Source organism: Couchioplanes caeruleus (assembly GCF_023499255.1).
GTDB classification, from domain to species: Bacteria; Actinomycetota; Actinomycetes; order Mycobacteriales; family Micromonosporaceae; genus Actinoplanes; species Actinoplanes caeruleus_A.
Genome location: NZ_CP092183.1, coordinates 2,033,690 through 2,055,361, shown reverse-complemented (window position 1 = coordinate 2,055,361; position 21,672 = coordinate 2,033,690). Strand labels below are relative to the sequence as shown.

General features: G+C 72.8%; 20 protein-coding genes. 9 read left to right on the top strand and 11 right to left on the bottom strand.

Annotated features, from left to right (window positions below):
• Positions 1 to 573 carry a hypothetical protein gene (locus tag COUCH_RS09710; protein WP_249611729.1) on the bottom strand — a complete coding sequence of 191 codons (573 nt, stop codon included), beginning with the start codon at positions 571 to 573 and terminating at the stop codon, positions 1 to 3.
• Between the two features lie 151 nt (positions 574 to 724).
• Between COUCH_RS09710 and COUCH_RS09705 the strand changes: the two genes are divergently transcribed.
• Entirely contained in the window at positions 725 to 2,359 is a 1,635-nt protein-coding gene (locus tag COUCH_RS09705; RefSeq protein WP_249611728.1) for a GGDEF domain-containing protein, read from the top strand.
• 309 nt (positions 2,360 to 2,668) lie between these two features.
• Positions 2,669 to 3,361, top strand: coding sequence for a hypothetical protein (locus tag COUCH_RS09700; RefSeq protein WP_249611727.1), 693 nt, complete (start codon positions 2,669 to 2,671; stop codon positions 3,359 to 3,361).
• A 6-nt stretch (positions 3,362 to 3,367) separates the two neighbouring features.
• Here the strand turns inward: COUCH_RS09700 and COUCH_RS09695 are convergent, their stop codons facing one another.
• The 3 genes from COUCH_RS09695 to COUCH_RS09685 form a co-directional block, all read right to left on the bottom strand.
• Positions 3,368 to 3,817: a YdeI/OmpD-associated family protein gene (locus tag COUCH_RS09695; RefSeq protein WP_249611726.1), complete on the bottom strand. Its 450-nt coding sequence runs from the start codon at positions 3,815 to 3,817 to the stop codon at positions 3,368 to 3,370.
• 19 nt (positions 3,818 to 3,836) lie between these two features.
• Positions 3,837 to 5,939 (bottom strand): MMPL family transporter, encoded by a 2,103-nt coding sequence (locus tag COUCH_RS09690; RefSeq protein ID WP_249611725.1) that lies wholly within the window; start codon positions 5,937 to 5,939, stop codon positions 3,837 to 3,839.
• 199 nt (positions 5,940 to 6,138) lie between these two features.
• Complete coding sequence (locus tag COUCH_RS09685) at positions 6,139 to 6,669, bottom strand: hypothetical protein (RefSeq protein ID WP_249611724.1); 531 nt, start codon at positions 6,667 to 6,669, stop codon at positions 6,139 to 6,141.
• Between the two features lie 30 nt (positions 6,670 to 6,699).
• Here COUCH_RS09685 and COUCH_RS09680 point away from each other — a divergent pair, with 30 nt between their 5' ends.
• Entirely contained in the window at positions 6,700 to 7,605 is a 906-nt protein-coding gene (locus tag COUCH_RS09680; protein ID WP_275980088.1) for an NAD(P)-dependent oxidoreductase, read from the top strand.
• 33 nt (positions 7,606 to 7,638) lie between these two features.
• Positions 7,639 to 8,217, top strand: coding sequence for a hypothetical protein (locus COUCH_RS09675; protein WP_249611722.1), 579 nt, complete (start codon positions 7,639 to 7,641; stop codon positions 8,215 to 8,217).
• Positions 8,218 to 8,226: 9 nt separating this feature from the next.
• Here COUCH_RS09675 and COUCH_RS09670 read toward each other — a convergent pair whose 3' ends face one another.
• The 5 genes from COUCH_RS09670 to COUCH_RS09650 form a co-directional block, all read right to left on the bottom strand.
• Positions 8,227 to 8,997, bottom strand: a complete 771-nt coding sequence (locus COUCH_RS09670) for a hypothetical protein (protein ID WP_249611721.1) — start codon at positions 8,995 to 8,997, stop codon at positions 8,227 to 8,229.
• A gap of 155 nt (positions 8,998 to 9,152) precedes the next feature.
• Positions 9,153 to 10,352: a S8 family peptidase gene (locus COUCH_RS09665; protein WP_249611720.1), complete on the bottom strand. Its 1,200-nt coding sequence runs from the start codon at positions 10,350 to 10,352 to the stop codon at positions 9,153 to 9,155.
• Between the two features lie 56 nt (positions 10,353 to 10,408).
• Positions 10,409 to 11,368, bottom strand: a complete 960-nt coding sequence (ligD, locus tag COUCH_RS09660; protein WP_249611719.1) for a non-homologous end-joining DNA ligase — start codon at positions 11,366 to 11,368, stop codon at positions 10,409 to 10,411.
• An 18-nt stretch (positions 11,369 to 11,386) separates the two neighbouring features.
• Positions 11,387 to 13,219, bottom strand: a complete 1,833-nt coding sequence (locus tag COUCH_RS09655; protein ID WP_249611718.1) for a sensor domain-containing diguanylate cyclase — start codon at positions 13,217 to 13,219, stop codon at positions 11,387 to 11,389.
• 59 nt (positions 13,220 to 13,278) lie between these two features.
• Positions 13,279 to 13,863, bottom strand: coding sequence for an antibiotic biosynthesis monooxygenase (locus COUCH_RS09650; protein WP_249611717.1), 585 nt, complete (start codon positions 13,861 to 13,863; stop codon positions 13,279 to 13,281).
• Between the two features lie 130 nt (positions 13,864 to 13,993).
• Here COUCH_RS09650 and COUCH_RS09645 point away from each other — a divergent pair, with 130 nt between their 5' ends.
• Both COUCH_RS09645 and COUCH_RS09640 read left to right on the top strand, forming a co-directional pair.
• A complete protein-coding gene (locus COUCH_RS09645) occupies positions 13,994 to 14,812 on the top strand; it encodes a WD40/YVTN/BNR-like repeat-containing protein (protein ID WP_249611716.1) in 819 nt (272 codons plus the stop codon).
• Positions 14,813 to 14,922: 110 nt separating this feature from the next.
• A complete protein-coding gene (locus COUCH_RS09640; RefSeq protein WP_249611715.1) occupies positions 14,923 to 16,155 on the top strand; it encodes a glycoside hydrolase family protein in 1,233 nt (410 codons plus the stop codon).
• 4 nt (positions 16,156 to 16,159) lie between these two features.
• On the opposite strand, the gene COUCH_RS09635 is transcribed toward COUCH_RS09640, so the two are convergent.
• Entirely contained in the window at positions 16,160 to 16,795 is a 636-nt protein-coding gene (locus tag COUCH_RS09635; RefSeq protein ID WP_249611714.1) for a response regulator transcription factor, read from the bottom strand.
• Complete coding sequence (locus tag COUCH_RS09630; protein ID WP_249611713.1) at positions 16,747 to 18,033, bottom strand: sensor histidine kinase; 1,287 nt, start codon at positions 18,031 to 18,033, stop codon at positions 16,747 to 16,749. The genes COUCH_RS09635 and COUCH_RS09630 overlap by 49 nt, the downstream gene beginning before the upstream one ends.
• A 108-nt stretch (positions 18,034 to 18,141) precedes the next feature.
• Between COUCH_RS09630 and COUCH_RS09625 the strand changes: the two genes are divergently transcribed.
• The 3 genes from COUCH_RS09625 to COUCH_RS09615 all read left to right on the top strand — a co-directional run bounded on the left by COUCH_RS09625 (position 18,142) and on the right by COUCH_RS09615 (position 21,660).
• Complete coding sequence (locus COUCH_RS09625; RefSeq protein ID WP_249611712.1) at positions 18,142 to 19,155, top strand: fatty acid desaturase family protein; 1,014 nt, start codon at positions 18,142 to 18,144, stop codon at positions 19,153 to 19,155.
• A 45-nt stretch (positions 19,156 to 19,200) separates the two neighbouring features.
• Positions 19,201 to 19,995 carry an SDR family NAD(P)-dependent oxidoreductase gene (locus COUCH_RS09620; protein WP_249611711.1) on the top strand — a complete coding sequence of 265 codons (795 nt, stop codon included), beginning with the start codon at positions 19,201 to 19,203 and terminating at the stop codon, positions 19,993 to 19,995.
• Positions 19,996 to 20,127: 132 nt separating this feature from the next.
• On the top strand, positions 20,128 to 21,660 hold the full coding sequence (locus COUCH_RS09615) for a vanadium-dependent haloperoxidase (protein WP_249611710.1): 1,533 nt from the start codon (positions 20,128 to 20,130) through the stop codon (positions 21,658 to 21,660).
• Positions 21,661 to 21,672 lie beyond the last annotated feature (12 nt).

The window sequence follows — 21,672 nt, the reverse complement described above, 5'->3', positions numbered from 1 at the left end:
TCAGCTCGGCTCGGCGCTGACGGGGGTGCCGTGCCCGAGCACCTTCGCCGAGACGGTGAGGGTCTTGTGCTTCTGCGGGCCGCCGCCGACGGTGTAGAGCGCGTACGTGTGGGTCTCGATGGTGCCCGCCCCGCCGCCGCAGGAGAACGGGAATTCCTGGCTGCCGTGCCGGCTCACCGGCCCGTACGTGCCCGGGGTGCCGGTCGGGTCGTCGACGGACAGGGCCCCGGAGTCCGCGCCGGTGATCTTCCAACTGATGATCAGCGGGAGGGCCTGCGCGCACTTCGGCTTCTGCACGACGGTGAACGAGACGATGCGCGGGCCCTCCGGCCGGGGCTCGGCCGTCGCGGGCGCCTTCGGAGCCTTCGGCTTGACGACGTCCTCGGTGGTGACCCCGGCGGCGGCCGCCTCGTCCGCCTTGTCCGCCCCGGTTCCGCCGAGCCCGGCGACGGCACCGGGGGCACCGGATGCGCCGGGTGTGGCTGCGGGCTCTGCCGAGCCGCCACATCCGGTCAGAGCGGTCATCGCCGCGGCGAGCACGAGAACGGTCGGGACGATGGGACGGGCGGTCATGCCGGCCTCCTGGGCTGCTTCAACGCCCGCACCGGGCGTGGCACTGACAGTAGGAGCCCGGTGATGCCCGGTAATCCCGGAAACGTGCCGTCCGGGGAACTGGCCGGACGGTTTCACTCAACCGGGGCCCGTTTCCGGCGATTTTCGGCACATGACCGGCAGCGCCCTCGTCGAGGTCCCGCGCAGCGCGGCCGCCGTACAGGTGGCGGCGCTGCTGGACCAGGCCGAGGCGCGCCGGCTGGCCGGGGACTACCGGGCCGGCTCCGACCTGGCCCGGCAGGCCGCCGAGCTGGCCGGGGCATCCGGCGACGCCGACGGGCAGGCCCGGGCGCTGCGGTCGATGGCCAATCAGCTGCTGCGCCTCGGCGAGCAGGAAGCCGCGGTGGCCGCCTGCCGGGAGGCCGTCGCCGTGCTGGAGAGCCGTGGCGACGATGCGGCGATCTGCGAGGTGCTGACCTCCCTCGCGATGCCGCTGAACGAGCTGGGCATGCACGAGGAGGCCCTCGAGGAGCTGGCCCGCGGGCGGCAGATAGCCCAGCGGCTCGGCGATCGGAGCCTGCTGTACTGGGTGCACAACCGCACCGGCGTGGTGCACGGCAGCATGGGCAACCACGAGCTCAGCACCGAGTACCTGATGCGGGCCCTGACCATGGTCGAGGGCATGGACGCCGAGGCCCGCTTCTGCATCCTCAACAACGTCGGCGACAACGCGGTGCACCAGGTGGGCAAGCTGCGGGCCGCGGGTGCCACCGCGCGGGCAGAGGCCATGCTGCACGACGCCCTCGGGTACGTGGACGAGGCGCTGCGGCTGGCGCGCGCGGCCGGCAACCCCTTCCGGGAAGCGATCTGCCTCGACAACTACGGGATGCTGCGCGCGCTCGACGGCGACTTCGAGGCCGCCGAGTGCATGATCGACGACTCCCGGGCGATCGCCGCGATCCACGGCTACCGGTCGCTGGAGTCGGGCGCCCTGCAGCACCAGGCGCGCGTACGCCTCATGCGCGGCGAGTGCGCGGCGGCGATCGAGGGCCTGCTCGCGGCCCTCGACCGGGCGATGGACGCCGGCGAGAAGCCGATGGCCATGGAGATCCACCGGGAGCTGTCGGAGGCGTACGAGCTGGTCGGCGACTTCGCGGCGGCGCTGCGGCACTATCGGGCGTACCACGGGCTGGAGCGGGCCGCGCACAACGACGTGGCCGCCGCCCGGGCCCGGGTCGCGGTGCACCAGTTCGAGCTGGACAACGCACGGCTCGAGGCCGAGCTGGCCCGGGTGCGCAGCGCCGAGCTGGAGGAGGCGAGCGTGTCCTGGCAGCGGCAGGCCACCGAGGACTCGCTCACCGGGCTGCCCAACCGGCGCGGTGCGGAGCTGCGGCTGCCGGAGATGACCGGTGGTCCGCTGTGCGTGGCGATCGCCGACGTCGACCTCTTCAAGGGTGTCAACGACCGCTTCGGCCACTTCGTCGGCGACGAGGTGCTGCGCCGGCTCGCCTCGGTGCTGCGCGACAACGTCCGCGAGCTGGACCTGGTCGCGCGGCTCGGCGGCGAGGAGTTCCTGCTCGGCCTCGACGGCGCGGACCTCGCCGACGCTCGGACCCGGTGCGAGCTGCTGCGGGCGCAGGTGGCCGCGTACCCGTGGGACAAGCTGGAGCCGGGCCTGACCGTGACCATCAGTTTCGGCGTGGCCGCGGTCGCGCCGGGCGGCGACCTGGACGACGCGATGGCCCGCGCCGACCAGCGGCTCTACGAGGCGAAGCGCGCCGGCCGCAACCGGGTGGCGGCCGGATAGCGGCAGGCCGGGGGCCGTGCCGCCCCGGCCCCCGCCGCGTGCGCTCAGACGTCCGGAGCGGGTGTCGCCCAGCGAGGCGAGCAGTGCCTTGCGCTCTGTCAGACGCCGCCCGCCGGCAGTACGCCGGCGGGCGGCCGGACACATCCCCCTCGGCCGCGTCCGGTGGCAAAGATCCACCCCGGCGTCCCGGTGATACACCGGTGCGCCCCCATGTCGGGTTACCGACCTCGGCGGCCACCTTGCGTACCGGGGCGGTGACCGGCTGGTGGTGACGGTCGGTCACCGGGGCGCGTCTGCCATCATGGCCGGATGCTTGTCGTTGGTCGCCTGCTCCGAGGTGTCGTCGCGGTCGCCGCCGCCGCCGGGTTCGCCGGGTGTTCCTCGGACGACCCGCCGAAGCCGGACCCGACCACGATCGGCGTCGACACGGTGCGCAACGCGCTGCTCAAGCCGGCCGACATCGGGCCGACGTGGAAGCAGCCCACCGAGTCCGCGGCCCCCGGGCAGCTGGTCAGCATCTGCGGCGCGGACAGCACGCCCGCGGCCGTGCCCGGCAAGCCGTCCGTCGTCGCGGCGCCGCTCTCCGACGAGGGCACCGAGGGCGTGCAGAGCCTGACGCAGATCGGGCTCGTCTACGAGGACGCCGTCTCCTCCGCCACCGCGCTCGCCACGCTGCGTACGGTCGCCGACGCCTGCCCGCCCAGCGTGCAGCGGCCGGCCAAGACGGGAGACCGGGAGGAACCGGCGTTCACGGAGACCGCCACGACCTCCCCGCTGGAGGAGGGCGGCTGGACGGGCTTCGTCACCATCCGCAACAAGCAGTACGACAAGGCGCACCCGGCGACGGCCGACGTGGCGGTGGTGGCGCTGTCGCGCGGCAACGTCGTGCTCGTCGACCAGTACGCGATCTACCGCCTCGGCAAGTCGGACGCGAGCGCCAACCCGCAGTTCTCCTCGGACTGGAAGAAGCTCGTCGGCACGACGCTGAACCGCATCGGCTGACCGCGGCTACCGGGCCTTGCCCTCGCTGAGCATCGCGACGGACTTGGCGATGCGCCGGGCCCGCGTCTCGTCCGTCTTGGCGCCGGTCACCTGCAGCACGTGCCAGCTCTTGTTGGTGTAGGACATTCCCTCGAAGAAGCGCTTCGCCTCGGGCGCGGCCGCCAGCGCCACCGCGAGGTCGGCCGGGACGTCGACCTCGCGGACGGCGGTGTCGAGCTCGACGTCCACGTCGTGCACCTCGCCGGCGGCGATCCCGGCGGCGGCCCGGCGCTCCGCGCTGACGCCGAGCCAGTACGCGCCACCCATCCGGGCGATGGAGCCCCGCCACCGGCAGCCGTTGACGGTCACCACGACCTTGGGCCGGCCGCCGCCGTCGAGCGCGGCGACGACCTCGTCATCGACCTGGAAACCGGTGGCCGTGCCGCCGGTGGCCCGCAACTCGCCCCTGAATCTCATGGTGCGGAGAATAGCCAGCTCAGGACACGGGATCGAGGTCCCGGCCGGGCGCGCCGGGGGTGATCGGCTCGGCCTGCGGCGCGTCGGGGATCCGGGTGAGCCGGCTGGGCCACCACATCCACCGGCCCAGGTCCAGCGTCAGCGCGGTCACCAGCACCGAGCGCACGACCAGCGTGTCCAGCAGCACGCCGAACGCCACCGCGAAGCCGATCTCGGCGAACGCGGTCAGCGGCAGGCTGGCCAGCGCGGCGAACGTGCCCGCGAGCACGAGGCCCGCCGAGGTGATGACGCCGCCGGTGGCCGCGAGGCCGACGAGGGCGCCGCGCCGGGTGCCGTGCTGCTGGGTCTCCTCGCGGACCCGGGTCATCAGGAAGATGTTGTAGTCGATGCCCAGCGCCACCAGGAACACGAACACGTAGAGCGGGAACGACGTGTCCTCGCCGGCGAAGCCGAACACGTGCCGGAACACCAGGGCGCTCACGCCGAGCGAGGCCGCGAAGGACAGCACCACCGTGGCGATCAGCACCAGCGGCGCCACCACCGCCCGCAGCAGCAGGCCCAGGATCACCAGGACGACGAGCAGCACCAGCGGGATGATCAGCCGGTTGTCGTGGTCGTTGGCGGCGTTGATGTCGAGCGTCATGGCCGTCATGCCGCCGACCTGCGCGCCCCCGTACGGATGGACCGCGTCACGCACCCGCTCGATGGTGGCCATGGCGGCGTCGATGTCCGGCGCCGATTCGAGCACGGCCTCGTACCTCACCAGGTCGCCGTTGACGACCGGGTCGGCGACCGAGCTGATGCCCGGCGTCGCGGCCACCGCGGACCGGATCTGCGCCGACGCGGAATTCTGGCCGATCACCACCACCGGCTGGCCCTGGCCGGCCGGGAAGTGCCGGGCCAGCGCCTGCTCGCCGGCGACCGACGCCGGCTCGCTGGTGAACTGGTCGGCCTGGGCCAGGCCGTTCGCCTCGAGCTGCAGCAGGCCCAGCGACATCGCGCCGAGCACCACCGCGGTCACCACCCACACGATGCGGGGCCGGCGGGAGATGCGGCCGCCGAGCCGCGCCCAGATGCCGGTCGCCGTGGGCTCGGCCGTGCCGGGCTTGGGGCGTACGGGCCAGAACAGCCAGCGCCCGCAGATGACGAGCAGCGCCGGCAGGAGGCTGACCATCGCGAGCAGGCCGACCACGATGCCCAGGGCGGCGACCGGGCCGAGGCCGCTGGTCGAGTTGAGCTCCGCCAGGGTCAGGCAGGACATGCCGACGGCGACGGTGGCCGCGCTGGCGATGATCGCCGGGCCGGCCCGGTGCAGCGCCAGCGCCATCGCCTCGTGCCGGTCCTCGTGCCGGCGCAGTTCCTCGCGGTAGCGGGCGACCAGCAGCAGGGCGTAGTCGGTGCCGGCGCCGAAGACCAGCACGGTCAGGATGCCCGCGCTCTGCGCGTTGACCACCAGCCCGGCGTGCTCGGCGAGCAGGTAGATGACCGCCTGCGCGGTGGTCAGCGCGACGCCGGCGGAGATGATGGGCAACAGCCACAGCACCGGACTCCGGTACGTGACCAGCAGAATGATCGCCACGACGGCGAGCGTCGTGTAGAGCAGGGTGCCGTCGATGCCCTCGAACGCCCCGGCGGAGTCCGCGGCGGTCGCCGCCGGCCCGGCGAGGTGGATCGCGAGCCCGTCCGACGGCGTCCCGGTCACCGCCTTGACGTCGTCCACGACGTCGACGATCTTCTCCCAGCCGTCCTCATCGACCTTGATCGGGACGAGGGTCTGCAGCGCCTGCCCGTCCTTGGCCGGCACGGGACCGGCGACCTGGCCGGTGACGCCCGGGACCTGCTGCAGGCGGGCGACGTCGGCCGTGGCCCTGGCCCGGTCCGCCGCCGTGATGCCGCCGCCGCGCTCGTACACGATGACGGCGGGCGCGATGTCGTCCGGACCGAACCGGCTCTGCAGGTCGGCGACCTTGGTCGCCTCCGCGCTGCCGGGCAGCCAGGCCGAGTTGTCGTTCTTCTCGACGCCGGACAGCTTCCCGGCCAGCGGTCCCGCGACCGCGAGCACCACCACCCACAGCCCGAGGACGATCCACTTCGTCCACCGGCCACACACCAGCCACGCCATGACCCATCCCCCCGAGACGTATCCCCCGATCACGTTCGACAGTGCCGGAGAGTAGACCCGTCCGGTCCGCGCCGAGAAGCGATAAACCGACAGCTCGGGGGTTGATCAGGGGCGTTGATCATGGGGTTGGGCCGAACGTCCGAGCCGGACGGTCGGGCATCCGGTCAGCGGACCACCCCAGCCGCGGTGGGCCGGTCGGTCAGGCGGCCGCCGCGGCTGTGGCGGACTCGACCGCCGCGCGGATGCACTGCGCCAGACCGACCGCCTGCACCACGGACAGCACCGGCGCCTTCAGTTCGAACGCCAGGCTGCCCGGGCGCAGCGAGAACAGCCGGCTCGTGGTGTGCAGCTGGGCGACCGGGGTCCCGGCCCCGTCGGCCAGCGTGAATTCCCGGGCGCTCCAGTTCCCCTTGGTGGCCAGCGTGCGCCCGTCGGGGAGCGACACCACGCCGCGCCCGGTCGGCCCGGTCCAGCCGCTGAACTTCAGCGACAGCAGGAACTGCGACTCCGGGCCCATCACCTCGTACTTGTTGCCCCAGAAGCCGGCCTGGGCGCCGGTGGCGAGCAGCGTCGTCCCCGTCGCGTCCAGAATCTCGAAGCGGCTGCGCGCGGAGAGCTTGCGCCGGCGGATGGTGGCGACCGGCAGGCCGTCACCGGTGGTCACGGCCGAGGTCGAGCCGAAGACGGAGGTGTCCGGCAGCAGGAGGACACCGGCGAAGGGTGCGTTCATCGTCACATTCTCGCTACCGTACGCAAGCCCGTGATTGCCTCGCGCTCCCGCGGGCAGCCTGAGGCCATGAGGACGCGTACGACGGCGGTGGCCGTCCTGGGAACGGGTGTCATGGGTGGCGCGATGGCCCGCCGGATCGCCGCGGCCGGCCTGCGGACCACCGTGTGGAACCGGCGGCGTGCGGGCGCCGAGCCGCTCGCCGAGGCCGGCGCGCGGGTCGCGGACGATCCCGCCGACGCGGTACGCGACGCCGACGTGGTCGTCACGATGGTGACCGACGCCGACGCCGTGCTGGAGATCGCCGGTGACCGGGGCATGCTGGCGGCGCTGCCCCGCGACGCGGTGTGGGCGCAGATGGCGACGATCGGCGTCGAGGGCATCGAGAAGGTGGCCGCCCTGGTGGCGAAGGAGCGGCCGGACGTGACGCTGGTCGACGCCCCGGTGGCCGGGAGCCGGGGCCCGGCCGAGCAGGGCAGGCTCACCGTCTTCGCCGCGGGCCCCGACGACGTGCGGGAGCGGGTCGCGCCGGTGTTCGACGCCGTCGGGCAGCGCACGGTGTGGGTCGGTGCCACCGGGCAGGCGTCGCGGGTCAAGCTGGTGAACAACCTGCTGCTGGCGTACGCGGCCCAGGGGCTCGCCGAGGCGCTGGCCGTCGCCGGGGACCTCGGGCTCGACCGGGACACGGTGCTGGACGCGATGGACGGCAGCCCGCTGATCTCGGGCTGGCAGGCGCAGAAGCTCGCCCGGATCCGCGAGGACGACTACAGCCCCGAGTACGCGCTCACGCTCGGCCTCAAGGACGTACGGCTGGCGCTGGCCGGGGCTCCCGTCGACCGGCTGTCGGCGGCCACCGCGATCCTCGGCCAGTGGCAGCGGGCCGTGGACGGCGGCCTGGGCGGCGAGGACGTCACGGTGATCGTCCGCGCCCTGCAGTGAGCCGGCGCCGCGGGGTCCGTACGATGCCGTGCCGTGGGTAGCAGCTATCAGACGGTTCTCGCCACGGGCGAGCTGACGGACGTGCGCGCGGCGGTGGCCGCCTCGGGCCAGCAGGCGGTGGTCATCCCGGCCGGCCCGGCGCGGTGGGCCGTGGTGCCGTTCCAGCAGGACGGGTACGCCGAGACCGGCGACCTGGCGCGGCTGCTGAGCCGGCCGCCGGGTGCGGTCGCGGCGTCCTTCAACGTGTTCGACTCCGACGTCATGGCGATCGGGCTGTACCGCGACGGCCGCAACTACCACGACTACCTGTCGGATCAGGAGTACGTCACCGAGGCCTGGGACGACGACGAGAACGAGATCCAGGTCGACTTCCTCGGCCGCGAGTATCCCGAGGATGCCGCGCTGCCCGCGGGGCCGTACGGCGCCGACCCGGCCGCGTTCACGCCGCTGGCGGTCGGCGAGGTGGACGAGCGGGCCCTCACCACCGTGCTGACCGGCGAGTACCTGTTCACCGAGGAGCAGCACGCCGAGATGCTGCAGGTGCTCGGCATCGACGCCCGCCCGTTGCAGTTCACCTACGCCGAGGCGGTCGCCTCCGGCCTGGGCGTCTGAGCCCTCCCGTCACGACTGCGTGGTGAGCCAGCCGCAGTCGGAGCACACGTCGAAGCCGCGGAACTGGGCGAGGCGGCGGCGGCCGCACACCGGGCAGACGACCCGGTAGAGCTCGTGGTGGCCGGCGCGGCGGCGGGACGCGTGCAGCACGGTGAAGTGCAGGCGGCGCTGCCAGTACCCGTCGCCCGGGTCGACGGCCACCACGCCGCTGCGCCGGGCCACGTCGACGCGGGCGAGCAGCCGGGTGCCCGCGCCGGCCGCGGGCGGTACGAGCAGCAGCGGCGCCACGTCCGCGGGCTTGACGTCCTCCACGCCGGAGACGACCGCGGCGTCGCGGCGTACGCCGTCCCCGCCGAGCGGGCCGACCGGCAGGTCCGTGCACCAGTCCGGGCGCGGGCCGGGGTCGAACTGGCCCAGCCGGGTCCGGAACACCACCCACAGGCCGAGGTTCTCCGAGCCGGCCAGGCCGATCTTGACGTCGGCGCCGCGCTCGTCGTTGAGGCCGTGCAGCTGCGGACCCCACTTGGTGGCCCGCTGGGCGGCGGCGACGGCGACCCCGATGCCCGGGTACAGCACGTCGGCGACGACCTCGGTGAAGCGCCAGAGCCCGCCGCGGACCACGTCGCCCGCGATCTCCGCGCAGGTGGCGGCCGCCCAGTCGGAGACCCGGCGCTGCTGGGGCCGGTCCGGCAGCTCGGGCCGCCGGGGTCCGGGGACGCGGGAGTCCGGGTCGAACCACGACGGTCGTTCGCCGGGGCGGTGAGGGTGGCCGGAACGCATTGACACATGCTGGCACCGCGCCCCCACGGCGACCACCCGGCGCGGCGCCTCCCCGGCCCCGGAAAACCGGGCGTGACCTGCGACGTCACCGTCGGGGCGGCGAGTGCGCGGACAACCCTTTCGGGGGATTCGCGGCCCGCCGCCTTGACGGGTGCTCAGAAGGCGCCGGTGTAGAGCAGCCGGTTGGGTGAGCCGGTGCCGGGGTTCGTCACGACGCCCGTGGTCGCGTTCGACACGATCGCCGCCTGCACCTCCGCCGCGCTCGCCGACGGGTGCGTGGCCAGGTAGAGCGCGGCCGCGCCGGCCACGTGCGGCGTCGCCATGGACGTACCGCTGATGGTGTTGGTGGCGGTGTCGCCCGTGCCCCAGGCGGAGGTGATGTTGATGCCCGGCGCGAACACGTCGACGCAGGTGCCGCGGTTGGGCCAGCTGGGCTTGCGGTCGGTGTTGTCCACCGCCGACACGGTGATCGCGGTCGGCACCCGGGCCGGCGACTGGGTGCAGGCGTCGAGCGCGATGATGCCGAGCAGCCCGTTGCCCGCGGCGATCGAGTAGCTGACGCCGGAGGCGATGGACCGGCTCACCGCGTCGTCGAGCGCGGTGTCGGCGCCGCCGCCGAGGCTCATGTTGGCCACCGCGGGCTTCACCGCGTTGGCGGTCACCCAGTCGATGCCCGCGACGACCTGCGCGGTGGTGCCGCTGCCCTCGCAGTTGAGCACGCGGACGGCGACGAGCTGCACGCCCTTGGCGACCCCGTACGACGTCCCGCCGACCGTGCCGGCGACGTGCGTGCCGTGGCCGTTGCAGTCGTCCGCCGCGCCCCCGTCGACGGCGTCGAAGCCGCTGGTGGCCCGCCCGCCGAAGTCCTGGTGGGTGGTGCGGATGCCGGTGTCCACGATGTACGCGTGCACGTTCGAGGCGGTCGTCGAGTACGTGTACGCGGAGTTCAGCGGCCGGTTGCGCTGGTCGATGCGGTCCAGGCCCCAGGAGGGCGGGTTGGCCTGGGTGTCGCTCGCGCGCAGCACGACGTCGGGCTGCACGTACGCGACGGCCGGGTCGGCGGCCATCCGGCGGGCCTGCTGCGCGCCCATGGTGGCGGCGAACCCGCGTAGCGCGTGCGAGTACGTCCGCCGCACGGTGGCGCCGTGCCGCGTGGCGAGCGTCCGCGCCTGCCCGGCGACCGCGGACCTGTCCGGCTTGAGAACGACGACGTAGCTGTCCGGCACCACCTCCGCTCCGGCGACGGCAAGAACGTCCTTCTCGGCCGGCGCTGCGGTGGCGGGCGCCTCGGTGCCGAGCATCGTCAGGGTCACAGCGGCCGTGGCCGCGACCGTCCACCGGATCGACCTGTGCATGAACGCCTCCGGGGTCCACGGGGGTCAGGACCACCCCCATCGACGCCTGAGAATATTCAGTCGGCCTCCGCGGGCGCTTCCAGCCCGGCTTTCTCGTCGCGATCTGCCCATTCGAGCAACGGCCGCAAGTCGTACGCGGTGTCGTCGATCGTCGCGTGCAGATCACCGAGCTCGGCGAAGCGCGCGGGCACGGTCTGCAGCGTGAAGTCGTCCGGCTCCACGTCGTCGACCTCCGCCCACCGGATCGGCGTGGACACCGTGCCCCGCTGGTTGCCCCGCACCGAGTACGCGCTGGCGATCGTGTGGTCGCGGGCGTTCTGGTTGAAGTCGACGAAGAGCTTGCGCGGGTCGCGGTCCTTGCGCCACCACGTCGTCGTGACGTCCTCGGGCGCCCGGCGCTCCACCTCGCGCGCGAAGGCGAGGGCGGCCCGGCGGACGTCGCCGAAGCCGTGCGCGGGCTCGACGCGGACGTACACGTGCAGGCCCCGGCCGCCGGACGTCTTCGGGTAGCCGGTGATGCCCAGCTCGTCGAGGACCTCGTGGGCCACGTGCGCGACGCGGCGCACGGCGGCGAAGTCGCACTCGGGCATCGGGTCGAGGTCGATGCGCCACTCGTCGGGCCGTTCGGTGTCGGCCCGCCGGGAATTCCACGGGTGGAACTCCACGGTCGACATCTGCACGGCCCAGACGACGTCGGCGAGCTTCGTGACGCACAGCTCGTCGGCGTGCCGGTTGTAGCGGGGGAACGTGACCCGGACGGTCTCCAGCCAGGGCGGGGCGCCGTGCGGCACCCGCTTCTGGTGGACCTTCTCGCCGGCCAGGCCGTCGGGGAAGCGGTGCAGCATGCACGGCCGCTCCCGCAGCGCCCGGACGATGCCGTCGCCGACGCTCAGGTAGTAGTGGACGAGGTCGAGCTTGGTCAGGCCGAGCTCGGGGAAGTACACCCGGTCCGGGTTCGAGACCCGTACGGTGTGCTCCCCCGCCTCCACCTCGATCGCGGGCGGCTTCGTGGCCATGGATCTCAACGTAGCCGGTCAGTCGTCCGCGCGGTGCCGTCCCACGTGGATGAGGGTGCGCTGTTCGGGGATCGTCGCGGCCCGGCCGCCACCGCGGTGCTTGACCGCGTACATGGCGTGGTCGGCGGCGCGCAGCGCCTGGTCGGGGTCGTCCGCCGCGCCGGCCAGGTGCACGCCGACGCTCGCGCCGATGGTCACCTCGTTGCCCAGGACGTAGAACGGGCGCTCGACGCACAGCCGGACCCGCTCGCTCATCGCGTCGGCGTCGGAGCGCTCGGTGATGCCGGGCATGAGCACGACGAACTCGTCGCCGCCGACCCGGGACAGCACGTCGTTGCTGCGGACGCAGGCGCTGAGCCGCTCGGCTACCTGACGCAGCAGCTCGTCGCCGGCCTCGTGGCCATGGGCGTCGTTGACCGGCTTGAAGCCGTCCAGGTCGACGAAGAGCACCGCGACGGATTCCTGCCGCAGCGAGGAGCTCAGCGCGTCCTGCATGCGGCGGCGGTTCGGCAGCCCGGTCAGCGCGTCGTGCTGGGCCTCATGCGCGAGCCGCTCCTGGAACGCGCGGTTCTCCGAGACGTCGCGGGCGTTGATCACGATGCCGGTGAGGGCCGGATTGTGCATCTGGTTGGAGGCGGTGAACTCGAACCAGGTCGCCGAGCCGGCGGAGTTGAGGATCCGGGTCTGCAGCCGCAGCACCCCGTTGCGCTCGCCCAGCAGGCGGCCGAACGCGTCCACCATGCGCTGCCGGTCGTCGGGGTGCACCAGCTCGAAGACGCTGCTGCCCTGCAGCGAACCGGCCGGGAAGTGCAGCACCGAGGCCGCGCTCGGGCTGGAGAACGCCACCCGCCCGTCGGCGTCGAGCACCGCCACCATGTCCGGGGCGTGCTGGAACAGCGCCTGGAACTTCTCGTCCGCCCGCCGCCGCTGGACCTGGGTGCGGTACCCGAGGATCGAGATGCCGACCGCGCCGATCAGCAGCATGGCGAGCAGCGTCACGTTGATGGTCTGGCTGCGGCTGTGCACGGCGCCGTCGAACGAGGCCATGGTCTGGATGCGCACGTACGCCCAGCCGCCCGGCAGCACGTCCCCGGTGACCACGATCGCGATCATGTCGGTCTTGCCGTCGCGGTACTCCACGAACGTCGAGCCGGACGGGTGCGCCTTGACGGCCGCGACGATGGCCGGGTCGGCCTTCGCGCCGATCGTGTCGGTGTCGCTGGAGAACAGGGCGACGCCGGTGGTGTCGATGACCATGGTCCGGTGCAGGTCCGACTTGAGCTTCGCGGTGTACGCCTGCAGCGGCGTCTCGGCCAGCGTGTAGTAGCCGACCAGGACCGCGGCCACGGCACCGCCGACCCGCACGGGGACGGCGACCGCCTCGACGGCGACCTTCCGGCCGGTGCCGTCGTACACGCTCATCAGCGACGAGAAGCCGGGCTTGCCGGCCAGCAGCTGGGCCCGCATGACCCCGTACCCGGGGTCGCTCGGGTCGGGCAGGGGGTTCGACCGGGTCGCGTTGAGGACCGTGCCGTCCGGCGCGGTGAGCGCCGCTCCGTAGGGGAACACCGCCGACTTGCGCACGTACGCCTCGAGGGCCAGCCGGTCGGCGGCCTGGCCGGGGCCGAGCCCGAAGCTGTGGCTGCCCGCGAACTCGCTGAGCGCCTTGGCGGAGAGCAGCTGCATCTGCCCGGCGAGGGTGGCGTTGTTGACCGCGAGCGCGCGCGAGTCGGCCCGGTGCACCGTGTCGGCCGCCCGCAGCGCCGACCGGTTCACGAGCACGCCGACGATGCCGACGGCCACCAGCAGCAACACGCTGACGACCACGGCGATCCAGTTGCGCAGCCGCATGGATATGCCTCCTCGCGGAGACCATCGGGCGCCACGCGGCCGACCTGAGGAGTCCCCGCTCACCGCCGCCAGGGCGCCGGGTGGCCCTGCAGCCACCACCGCAGGGAGCGGGTGACCCACGGCAGGACGACGTACGTCATCAGCGGCGTCAGCGCGAACGTGGTGGCCAGCGTCCGCACCACCACGTGTTGCCCGGCGAGCAGGTGACCGAGCGTGACCGCCGCCAGCAGGCTCAGCGGGAAGAACCCCACCCAGATCGTCACCGCCTGCTTCCACCGCGGCGGGGCGGCGGGGGGCAGCTCGGCCACGGAGTGCTCGCGGGGCGGGTCGAACCAGCCCTCGATGCCCGTACGCCTCTCGACCCGGGTGTGCTCGACCATGCCCTGCGCCGAGGACAGCCACCACTGCCGCTGCGACGACTCCTCCCAGGCCCGGAGCGCCTCGGCGTCGGCGAAGCGGTACAGCATGTGCCAGTCGGTCGAGCCCGGGCCCGGCCGGATCCAGCCGACGCCGAGGAAGCCCGGGAAGTCCTCGGCCAGCGCCGCGCCGGCGCGCACCCAGGCCAGCATCTCCGCGTTACGGGACGGATCGGCCCGGCGGGTGATCGCCACGGTCACGGGGAGCTGGTGGGTCGCGGTCTGCATACCCCCATCGTCGGCCGCCCGTGTTACGGACAGGGCATCCTCCGGCTGTGACGAAGAGCGCGTCCGGGCCGGTGGGAGTAGGTCCGGACATGATTCGAAAGCTTTCGACGGCGCGCGCTCCTGGCAGCGCGTGGATCCCCCGGGTACGGCGGACCTGCAGTTCCGTGACATCGAGGCGTTCGACGCCGACCACGCCGTCGCGCTGACCATCGGCGAGGGCGAGCAGTCGCGGCTGTACGTGACCGGCGACGGCGGGCGTACCTGGGCGGAGACGTTCCGCAACGACGACCCGGCGGCGTTCTACGACTGCGTGACGTTCCTCGACCGCCGCCACGGCCTGGCCCTGTCCGACCCGGTCGGCGGCCGGTTCCGGATCCTCACCACGTCCGACGGCGGCCGGTCCTGGTCGGTGCGGCCCACCACCGGCATGCCCGGCGCGCTGCCCGGCGAGTTCGCGTTCGCCGCGAGTGGCACCTGCCTCGTGACGGCGGACCACGGCAGCGCCGGGCGGGCCTGGTTCGCGACGGGCGGCGGCGAGCGGGCCCGCGTCTTCGCCACCACGAACGGCGGCCGCACCTGGCAGGTCACCGACAGCAGCATCCCCGGCGGGCCCAGCGCGGGCGTCTACAGCCTCGCCTTCCGCGACCCGCGGCACGGCATCGCGGTGGGCGGCGACTACGCCGTGCCGGCACCGCGCCCGACGCCGCCGCGACCACCCGTGACAGCGGCCGGAGCTGGATCCCCGCCCGCGAGGAGCCGGACGAATACCGTTCGGGCGCGGCCTGGCTGGATGCCCGCACGGCCCTGGCGGTCGGGCCCACCGGCAGCGACCTCAGCCGCGACGGCGGCCGGACCTGGACCGAGTTCGACGGCGGCAGTTTCGACGCGGTGCAATGCGTACGGGGAACGTGCTGGGCGTCGGGAGAACAGGGTCGCGTGGCCACGCTGACCTGGCGCCGATAACACTTCTAAGGAAAGAAAAAGCCGCCCGCTTAGGGGTCGGTTAAATCCGCGTCCGCGATGTGCCCGGCGACCATTGTCTCGGTTAGGTTGCCGGGCATGTCAGCGTCACAGCCGCGCCGGCGGCGCTCCCTAGCGATTGTCGTCTCCAGTGTCGTCGTCGCCGGTCTCGGCGTCCTCGGTGTCACCCAGGCCATGGCCGCCACGGCCGGCCCGATCACCGGCAGCACCGGCACGTGCGTCGACGTGGCCGGCGCCAACCCGGCCAACGGCACCGCCGTGCAGCTGTGGGACTGCAACGGCACCGCCGCGCAGCGCTGGACCGTCGACGGCGAAGCCGTGCAGGCGCTCGGGAAGTGCCTCGACGTCGCCGCGGCCTCGCACGCCGACGGGGCCCGGGTGCAGCTGTACGACTGCAACGGCACCGGCGCACAGAAGTGGTCGGCGCGCAGCGGACAGCTCGTCAACACCGGATCGGGCAAGTGCCTGGACGCCGCCGGAACGCGCCTGCAGATCTGGTCCTGTACCGGCGCGGCGAACCAGAAATGGACGCTGCCCGGTGGGACGGCCACGCCGACGGCGACAGTTCCGGCGCCCGCGCCGGCGGCCGGCAAGAAAGGCGTGAGCACCTGGCAGTTCGACGGCCTTTCCGGCGCGGTCAAGGACGTCGGGGCGAAGTGGTACTACAACTGGGGCACGAACAACGACGCGATGCCCGCCGACGCCGAATTCGTGCCGATGATCTGGGACGAGAACGTCGTCACGGCAGCGAATCTGGCCAAGGTGAGGACCGAGGGTTCGACGCTGCTCGGCTTCAACGAGCCGGACCTGGCCGGCCAGGCCGAGATGACCGTGGAGCAGGCGCTCGACCTGTGGCCGCAGCTGCAGAGCACCGGGATGCGGCTGGGCAGCCCGGCCGTCGCGTACGGCGGGGACACCCCGGGCGGCTGGCTCGACCGGTTCCTGACCGGCGCCCGCCAGCGCGGGCTCAAGGTCGACTTCATCACCCTGCACTGGTACGGCTCGGACTTCAGCGACGCGGCCGTCGGGCAGTTCATGGGGTACGTGCAGGCCGTGCACAACCGCTACAACCTGCCGATCTGGGTCACCGAGTACGGCCTGATGAACTTCACCGGCACCCCGAAGTTCCCGAACACCCAGCAGATCACGGCGTTCATCACCAACAGCACGAAGCAGCTGAACGCGGCCTCCTACGTCGAGCGGTACGCCTGGTTCTCGCTGCCGGCGGTCGGCGACTCCCTCCCGTACGGCCTCTACCGGAACGCGACGAGCCCGACCGAGACCGGGAAGGCGTACCGGGCGGCCGGCTGACGGCTCAGGCGTTGAGGTAGGCGAGCACGGCGAGCACCCGGCGGTTGTCGTCGTCCGACGGCGGCATGGCCAGCTTGGTGAAGATGTTGTTGATGTGCTTGCTGATCGCCTTCTCGGTGACGAAGAGCTTCGCCGCGATCGCCGCGTTGGAACGGCCCTCGGCCATCTGACCGAGCACCTCGCGTTCGCGCGGGGTCAGCGCGGCGAGCGGTCCGCGGCGGGCGAGCAGCTGCGACACGACCTCCGGGTCCATCGCAGTGCCGCCCGCCGCGACCCGGCGTACGGCGTCGACGAACTGCGCCACGTCGGAGACCCGGTCCTTGAGGAGGTAGCCCACTCCCCCGCGGCGGTCGGTCAGCAGCTCACGGGCGTACAGCGGCTCGACGTGCTGCGAGAGCACGAGCACGGGCAGGCCGGGAACCTCCGTGCGGGCGGCGATCGCGGCCTGCAGCCCCTCGTCGGTGAAGGTCGGCGGGAGCCGTACGTCCACCACGGCGACGTCCGGCCGGTGCCGCAGCAGCGCGGGCAGCAGCGCCGGACCGTTGTCCACCGCCTCGGCCACCTCGATGCCGAACGCCGTGAGGATGCGCGTCAGGCCCTCACGGAGGAGTGCGAGGTCTTCGGCGATGACAACGCGCACGGGAGCTCCATGGTCACGACGGTCGGGCCGCCGGGCGGCGAGGACAGCGTCATCGTGCCATCGAAGGCGGCGAGCCGGCGCCCGATGCCCCGCAGCCCGGTGCCGGCGTCCGGGTCCGCGCCGCCGCGGCCGTCGTCGAGCACGACCATCGCGAGCGTGCCGTCGGCGTACCGGATGGAGACCGCGGCCGTCTGGGCGCCGCTGTGCCGGACCACATTGGTCAGGGCCTCCGCGACGGCGAAGTAGGCGGCCGACTCCACCGGCGTCTCCGGCCGGCCCGGCACGTCCACCTCGACCCCGACCGGCAGCGGGAGGTTGAGCGCGAGGGCCTGCACCGCGCCGTCGAGCCCGCGTTCCGCGAGCACCGGCGGGTGGATGCCGCGCACGAGGTGCCGCAGCTCGACCAGCGCGGAACCGCTGGCCTCGCGCGCCTCGGCGAGCAGCTTGCGCACCGCCGCCGGGTCGCGTTCGAGCAGTTCCTCGGCGAGCCCGATGGTCATGCCGAGCGAGACCAGCCGGGCCTGGGCGCCGTCGTGCAGGTCGCGCTCGATCCGGCGCAGCTCGGCGGCCTGCGCGTCCACGGTGTCGGCCCGCGTCTCGGTCAGGTGCGCCACGCGCAGCCGCAGCCCGGCCGCCTTCGTCGGGGCCAGGAACAGCCTGGTGAACTGGGCGTCGACCCAGCGCAGGCCGGGTGCGACGGCGACGCCGGCCGCCAGGATCAGCACGCCCTGCGGCAGCGACATCATGCCCTCGCCGAGGGTCTGGATCGGCCAGTAGATCCCGTAGCCGTACGAGTCCAGGCCGAGCGAGAGCCACAGTGGCAGCAGCGTGATGCCCTCGAGGCCGTACAGCGGCAGGGCCAGCGTCAGGACGCCGAGGACCAGGCCGGCGAGGCCGCCGGGAAGCAGCCACGCCAGGTCCCGCCAGGTCGCCGGATCGGTGAGGATCCACCGGTACCGGCGCCAGCCGACGGGCAGCGCGTTCTGCGGCCGTGGCGCGTACGGCCGCGTGATCGCCACGCCGGCGCGGGCGGCCAGCCGGCGCGCCAGGTCGGCCCGTCCGCGCACGAGCCAGGTGACGAACGGCAGCGCCACCAGGCCGATGCCGGCGACCGGGGTCAGCGCGAGCGCCACGATCCAGAGCACCAGCAGGGGGAAGTTCGTCAGCGCCAGTCCCACGGCGATCACACCGTCGGCCACGGCGCGCAGCCCGTCGCGTACCCACGCCCGCGTCTCCATGCCGCCATTCTCGGCGGCCGGCACACCGCAAAGCGGTAGTGCTGGCACCCCTCTTCCATGGGGGTCTGCACTCCTGACTGTCCCGCTCGTCGCCGGGAGGCTGGACGCATGACAACGATCGAGCGGCCCCGGGCCGCGACCGGCAGCGACTTCGCCGAGCTGGCCCGCCGGATCACCGAGGCGGGCCTGCTGGCCCGCAAGCCCGGCTATTACGCCGTACGGCTGAGCGTCGTGGCGCTGATGCTCGCCGGTGGATGGACCGCCTTCCTGCTCGTGGGCTCCTCCTGGTGGACGCTGGCCGTCGCGGCGTTCCTGGCGGTGACCTTCGCGCAGGTGGCGCTCGTGGCCCACGACCTCGCGCACCGGCAGGTGTTCCGCACCAACGAGCCGAGCGCCCGCGCCGGGCGGATCGCCGGCAACCTGGCCATCGGCATGAGCTACGGCTACTGGATGGACAAGCACACCAGGCACCATGCGAACCCGAACCACGACGATCTCGACCCGGACGTCACGCCGGCGGTGCTGGTGTGGTCCACCGAGGCGGCCCGCAACCGTCGCGGCCGGTTCAACCGGTGGCTGACCCGCCACCAGGCGTGGTTGTTCTTCCCGCTGCTGACCCTGCTGGGTCTGAGCCTCAAGAAGGACAGCATCAGGGCGCTGCGCGCGGGCGGCATCAAGCACCGCGGACTCGAGGCGGCGCTGCTCGCTCTCCACCTCGTCGCGTACGTGACCGCGCTGCTGGTCGTGCTGAGCCCGCTGCAGGCACTCGCCTTCGCCGCGGTGCACCAGGGCCTGTTCGGCATCTACCTCGGGATGACGTTCGCGCCGAACCACAAGGGCATGCCGCACCCCACCGGCTCCGAGGACTTCCTCCGCAAGCAGGTGCTGACCTCCCGCAACGTCCGGGGCAGCCGGTTGACCGACATCGCGCTGGGCGGGCTCAACCACCAGATCGAGCACCACCTGTTCCCGGCCATGCCGACGCCGAACCTGCGCCGGGCCCAGCCGATCGTGCAGGCGTACTGCGCGGAGATCGGCGTGCACTACGAGGTGACCGGGCTGCTCGAGTCGTACGGCATCGCGCTGCGGCACCTGCACGAGGTGGGCGAGCCGCTGCGGTGATCCGGGTTTCGTGCGACGGTGCTTGCACGTGAACCGGGAGGCGCCATGGATCTTCAGCTCAGCGGCAAGGTCGCCGTGGTCACCGGCGGCAGCGTGGGCATCGGCCTGGCGGTCGCCCGCGGCCTCGCGGCCGAGGGCGTCCACCTCGCGCTGTGCGCCCGCGACGAGCACCGCCTGCGGTCCGTGGCGGAGACGATCACCGCGGACTTCGGCGTACGGGCGGTCGCCGTCCCCGCCGACATCGCCCGGCCCGACGGCGTGGCGGCCCTCGCGTCGGCGGTCGGCGAGGAGTTCGGTGGCGCCGACATCCTCGTCAACAATGCGGGCACCGGCAGCGAGGAGACCATCCTCGAGGCGACGGACGAGCGCTGGCAGGCGTACTGGGATCTGCACGTGATGGCGGCCGTCCGCCTCGCCCGCGCCCTCGCGCCGGGGATGAAGGCGCGCGGCGGCGGGGTGATCCTGCACAACGCGTCGATCTGCGCGACCCAGCCGCTGGGCTACGAACCGATCTACAACGTCACCAAGGCCGCGCTGGTGATGTTCTCCAAGTGCCTCGCCAACGAGCTGATCGGCGACGGCATCCGGGTCAACGCCGTCAACCCCGGCCTGGTGATGACGCCGGACTGGCAGAAGACGGCGAAGCTGCTCACCGCGGGCACGGACACGACGTGGGAGGCGTACCTCCAGAAGGTCGCCGACGACAACGCGCCGATCGGCCGGTTCGCCGACCCGGAGGAGATCGCGAACCTGTTCGTCTTCCTGTGCTCGCCGCGCGCGAGCTACACGGTCGGGTCGACGTACTACATCGACGGTGGCTGGCTGCGTACGACCACATAGGACACTCGTCAACGGCCGATCGGTCACGCATCTGGGGACCATCGGCGGCCGACGCCCCTCCGGCCTCCCTTCGTAGAGTCGCCTCATGCGTCACCAAAAGTGACGCATGACTCACGGGGAGGTTAGGAAACGATGCTGTCTGCCCGAAACCCGTACGCCACACGACTGCGCCGGCTCGGCGCGCTCATGGCGGCCGGAGCCCTGTCCGCCGCAACCTTGCAAGCCGTCACGCCCGCCCCGGCGTCCGCCGCCGGACCCGCCGACCACGTGAACTTCTGGAACGGCGTGCTGCTCCAGACGTTCCGGGAGACCAACGACATCGGCCCGGGCCCGCTCGCGCGCTCCGCCGCCATCATGTACGTGTCGATGTACGACGCCGCCAACTCCGTGCTCTGCGCGCAGCGGGCGGCGGACTGCCTCGGCCGGCCGTACACGCTGAAGGTGGGCAGCGGCGGCGACTTCAACACCGCCGTCGACTACGCCGCCCACGACGCGCTCACCGGCGTCTTCGGACCGCTCGGCTTCACGTTCGACGACGAACTGGCCACCGCACAGACCGACATCCCGGCCTCCGCCCAGCAGGCCGCGGGCCAGTCGATCGGCCGGCAGACCGCGGCGGCCACGCTGCAGCGGCGCGCCGACGACCACGCCGACGATCTGATGACGTACACCCCGGACAGCGCGATCGGCGCCTGGCAGCCGGCCACGCCCACCGGGCCGGTGGTCACGCCGAACTGGGGCAACGTCACGCCGTTCGTGATGAGCAGCGGGGACCAGTTCCGCCCGGACATGCCGGCCGACGCCGGCACGTACGCCGAGCTGCTCGCCAGCCCCGAGTACACCGAGCAGTTCAACGAGGTGAAGGCGTACGGCGCGGTGAACTCGACCGTGCGCACCGCCGACCAGAAGCGGGCCGCGTTCTTCTGGGCGAACGACGTCAACGGCACGTACAAGCCGCCGGGCCAGCTGCTGCAGCACACCCAGATCGTCGCGGACGGCCAGCAGGTGCCGGTCACCTCGAAGGTGAAGCTGTTCGCCCAGGTGGCGACCGGGCTCGCGGACGCCTCGATCCTCTCCTGGGACCGCAAGTTCCTCGGATCCATCGACCTGTGGCGCCCCGACATGGCCATCCACCAGGCCGCGAACGACAGCAACCCGGACACCGACCCGGACCCGAACTGGCAGCCGCTCTCGGTCGACCGGCAGGGCCGCCACTTCTCGCCGCCGTTCCCGGCCTACGTCTCCGGCCACGCGACGTTCGCCTACACCTGGGCGCACGTCATGGAGCACTGGTTCGGCCGCGACAACATCACCTACACCGGCACGACGGAGGACCCCAACGCGGCCGGCGTGCAGCGTACCTTCACCAGCTTCTCCGCCGCCGCGGACGAGGACGCGCACAGCCGGCTCTGGCTCGGCGTCCACTGGCACTTCGACGCGGACAACGTGCTCAACCCGGGCAACGAACTCGGCGAGTACGTCGTCGACAACGCCATGTACTACAACCGCTCCGACTCCGACCTGCTGTACCTGCACAAGACGGGGGTCACCAACCGCAACGAGTGCGACAACACCGGCCGCCAGCTCTCCAACGAGCACCGCTGGGAGTTCTACCGCTGCGTGCACAGCAACAACCGCACGGTCTTCGACCTGTACGTCCACTGACCGACGGATCAG

Excerpts from the sequence above, each read along its gene's own strand:
- COUCH_RS09695 (WP_249611726.1), bottom strand. The coding sequence starts at position 3,817 with ATGAGATTCAGGGGCGAGTTGCGGGCCACCGGCGGCACGGCCACCGGT.
- COUCH_RS09665 (WP_249611720.1), bottom strand. The coding sequence starts at position 10,352 with ATGCACAGGTCGATCCGGTGGACGGTCGCGGCCACGGCCGCTGTGACC.
- COUCH_RS09640 (WP_249611715.1), top strand. The coding sequence starts at position 14,923 with ATGTCAGCGTCACAGCCGCGCCGGCGGCGCTCCCTAGCGATTGTCGTC.
- COUCH_RS09710 (WP_249611729.1), bottom strand. The coding sequence starts at position 573 with ATGACCGCCCGTCCCATCGTCCCGACCGTTCTCGTGCTCGCCGCGGCG.
- COUCH_RS09670 (WP_249611721.1), bottom strand. The coding sequence starts at position 8,997 with ATGCGTTCCGGCCACCCTCACCGCCCCGGCGAACGACCGTCGTGGTTC.
- COUCH_RS09625 (WP_249611712.1), top strand. The coding sequence starts at position 18,142 with ATGACAACGATCGAGCGGCCCCGGGCCGCGACCGGCAGCGACTTCGCC.
- COUCH_RS09630 (WP_249611713.1), bottom strand. The coding sequence starts at position 18,033 with ATGGAGACGCGGGCGTGGGTACGCGACGGGCTGCGCGCCGTGGCCGAC.
- COUCH_RS09685 (WP_249611724.1), bottom strand. The coding sequence starts at position 6,669 with ATGAACGCACCCTTCGCCGGTGTCCTCCTGCTGCCGGACACCTCCGTC.
- COUCH_RS09700 (WP_249611727.1), top strand. The coding sequence starts at position 2,669 with ATGCTTGTCGTTGGTCGCCTGCTCCGAGGTGTCGTCGCGGTCGCCGCC.
- ligD (WP_249611719.1), bottom strand. The coding sequence starts at position 11,368 with ATGGCCACGAAGCCGCCCGCGATCGAGGTGGAGGCGGGGGAGCACACC.
- COUCH_RS09620 (WP_249611711.1), top strand. The coding sequence starts at position 19,201 with ATGGATCTTCAGCTCAGCGGCAAGGTCGCCGTGGTCACCGGCGGCAGC.
- COUCH_RS09655 (WP_249611718.1), bottom strand. The coding sequence starts at position 13,219 with ATGCGGCTGCGCAACTGGATCGCCGTGGTCGTCAGCGTGTTGCTGCTG.
- COUCH_RS09615 (WP_249611710.1), top strand. The coding sequence starts at position 20,128 with ATGCTGTCTGCCCGAAACCCGTACGCCACACGACTGCGCCGGCTCGGC.
- COUCH_RS09705 (WP_249611728.1), top strand. The coding sequence starts at position 725 with ATGACCGGCAGCGCCCTCGTCGAGGTCCCGCGCAGCGCGGCCGCCGTA.
- COUCH_RS09690 (WP_249611725.1), bottom strand. The coding sequence starts at position 5,939 with ATGGCGTGGCTGGTGTGTGGCCGGTGGACGAAGTGGATCGTCCTCGGG.
- COUCH_RS09650 (WP_249611717.1), bottom strand. The coding sequence starts at position 13,863 with ATGCAGACCGCGACCCACCAGCTCCCCGTGACCGTGGCGATCACCCGC.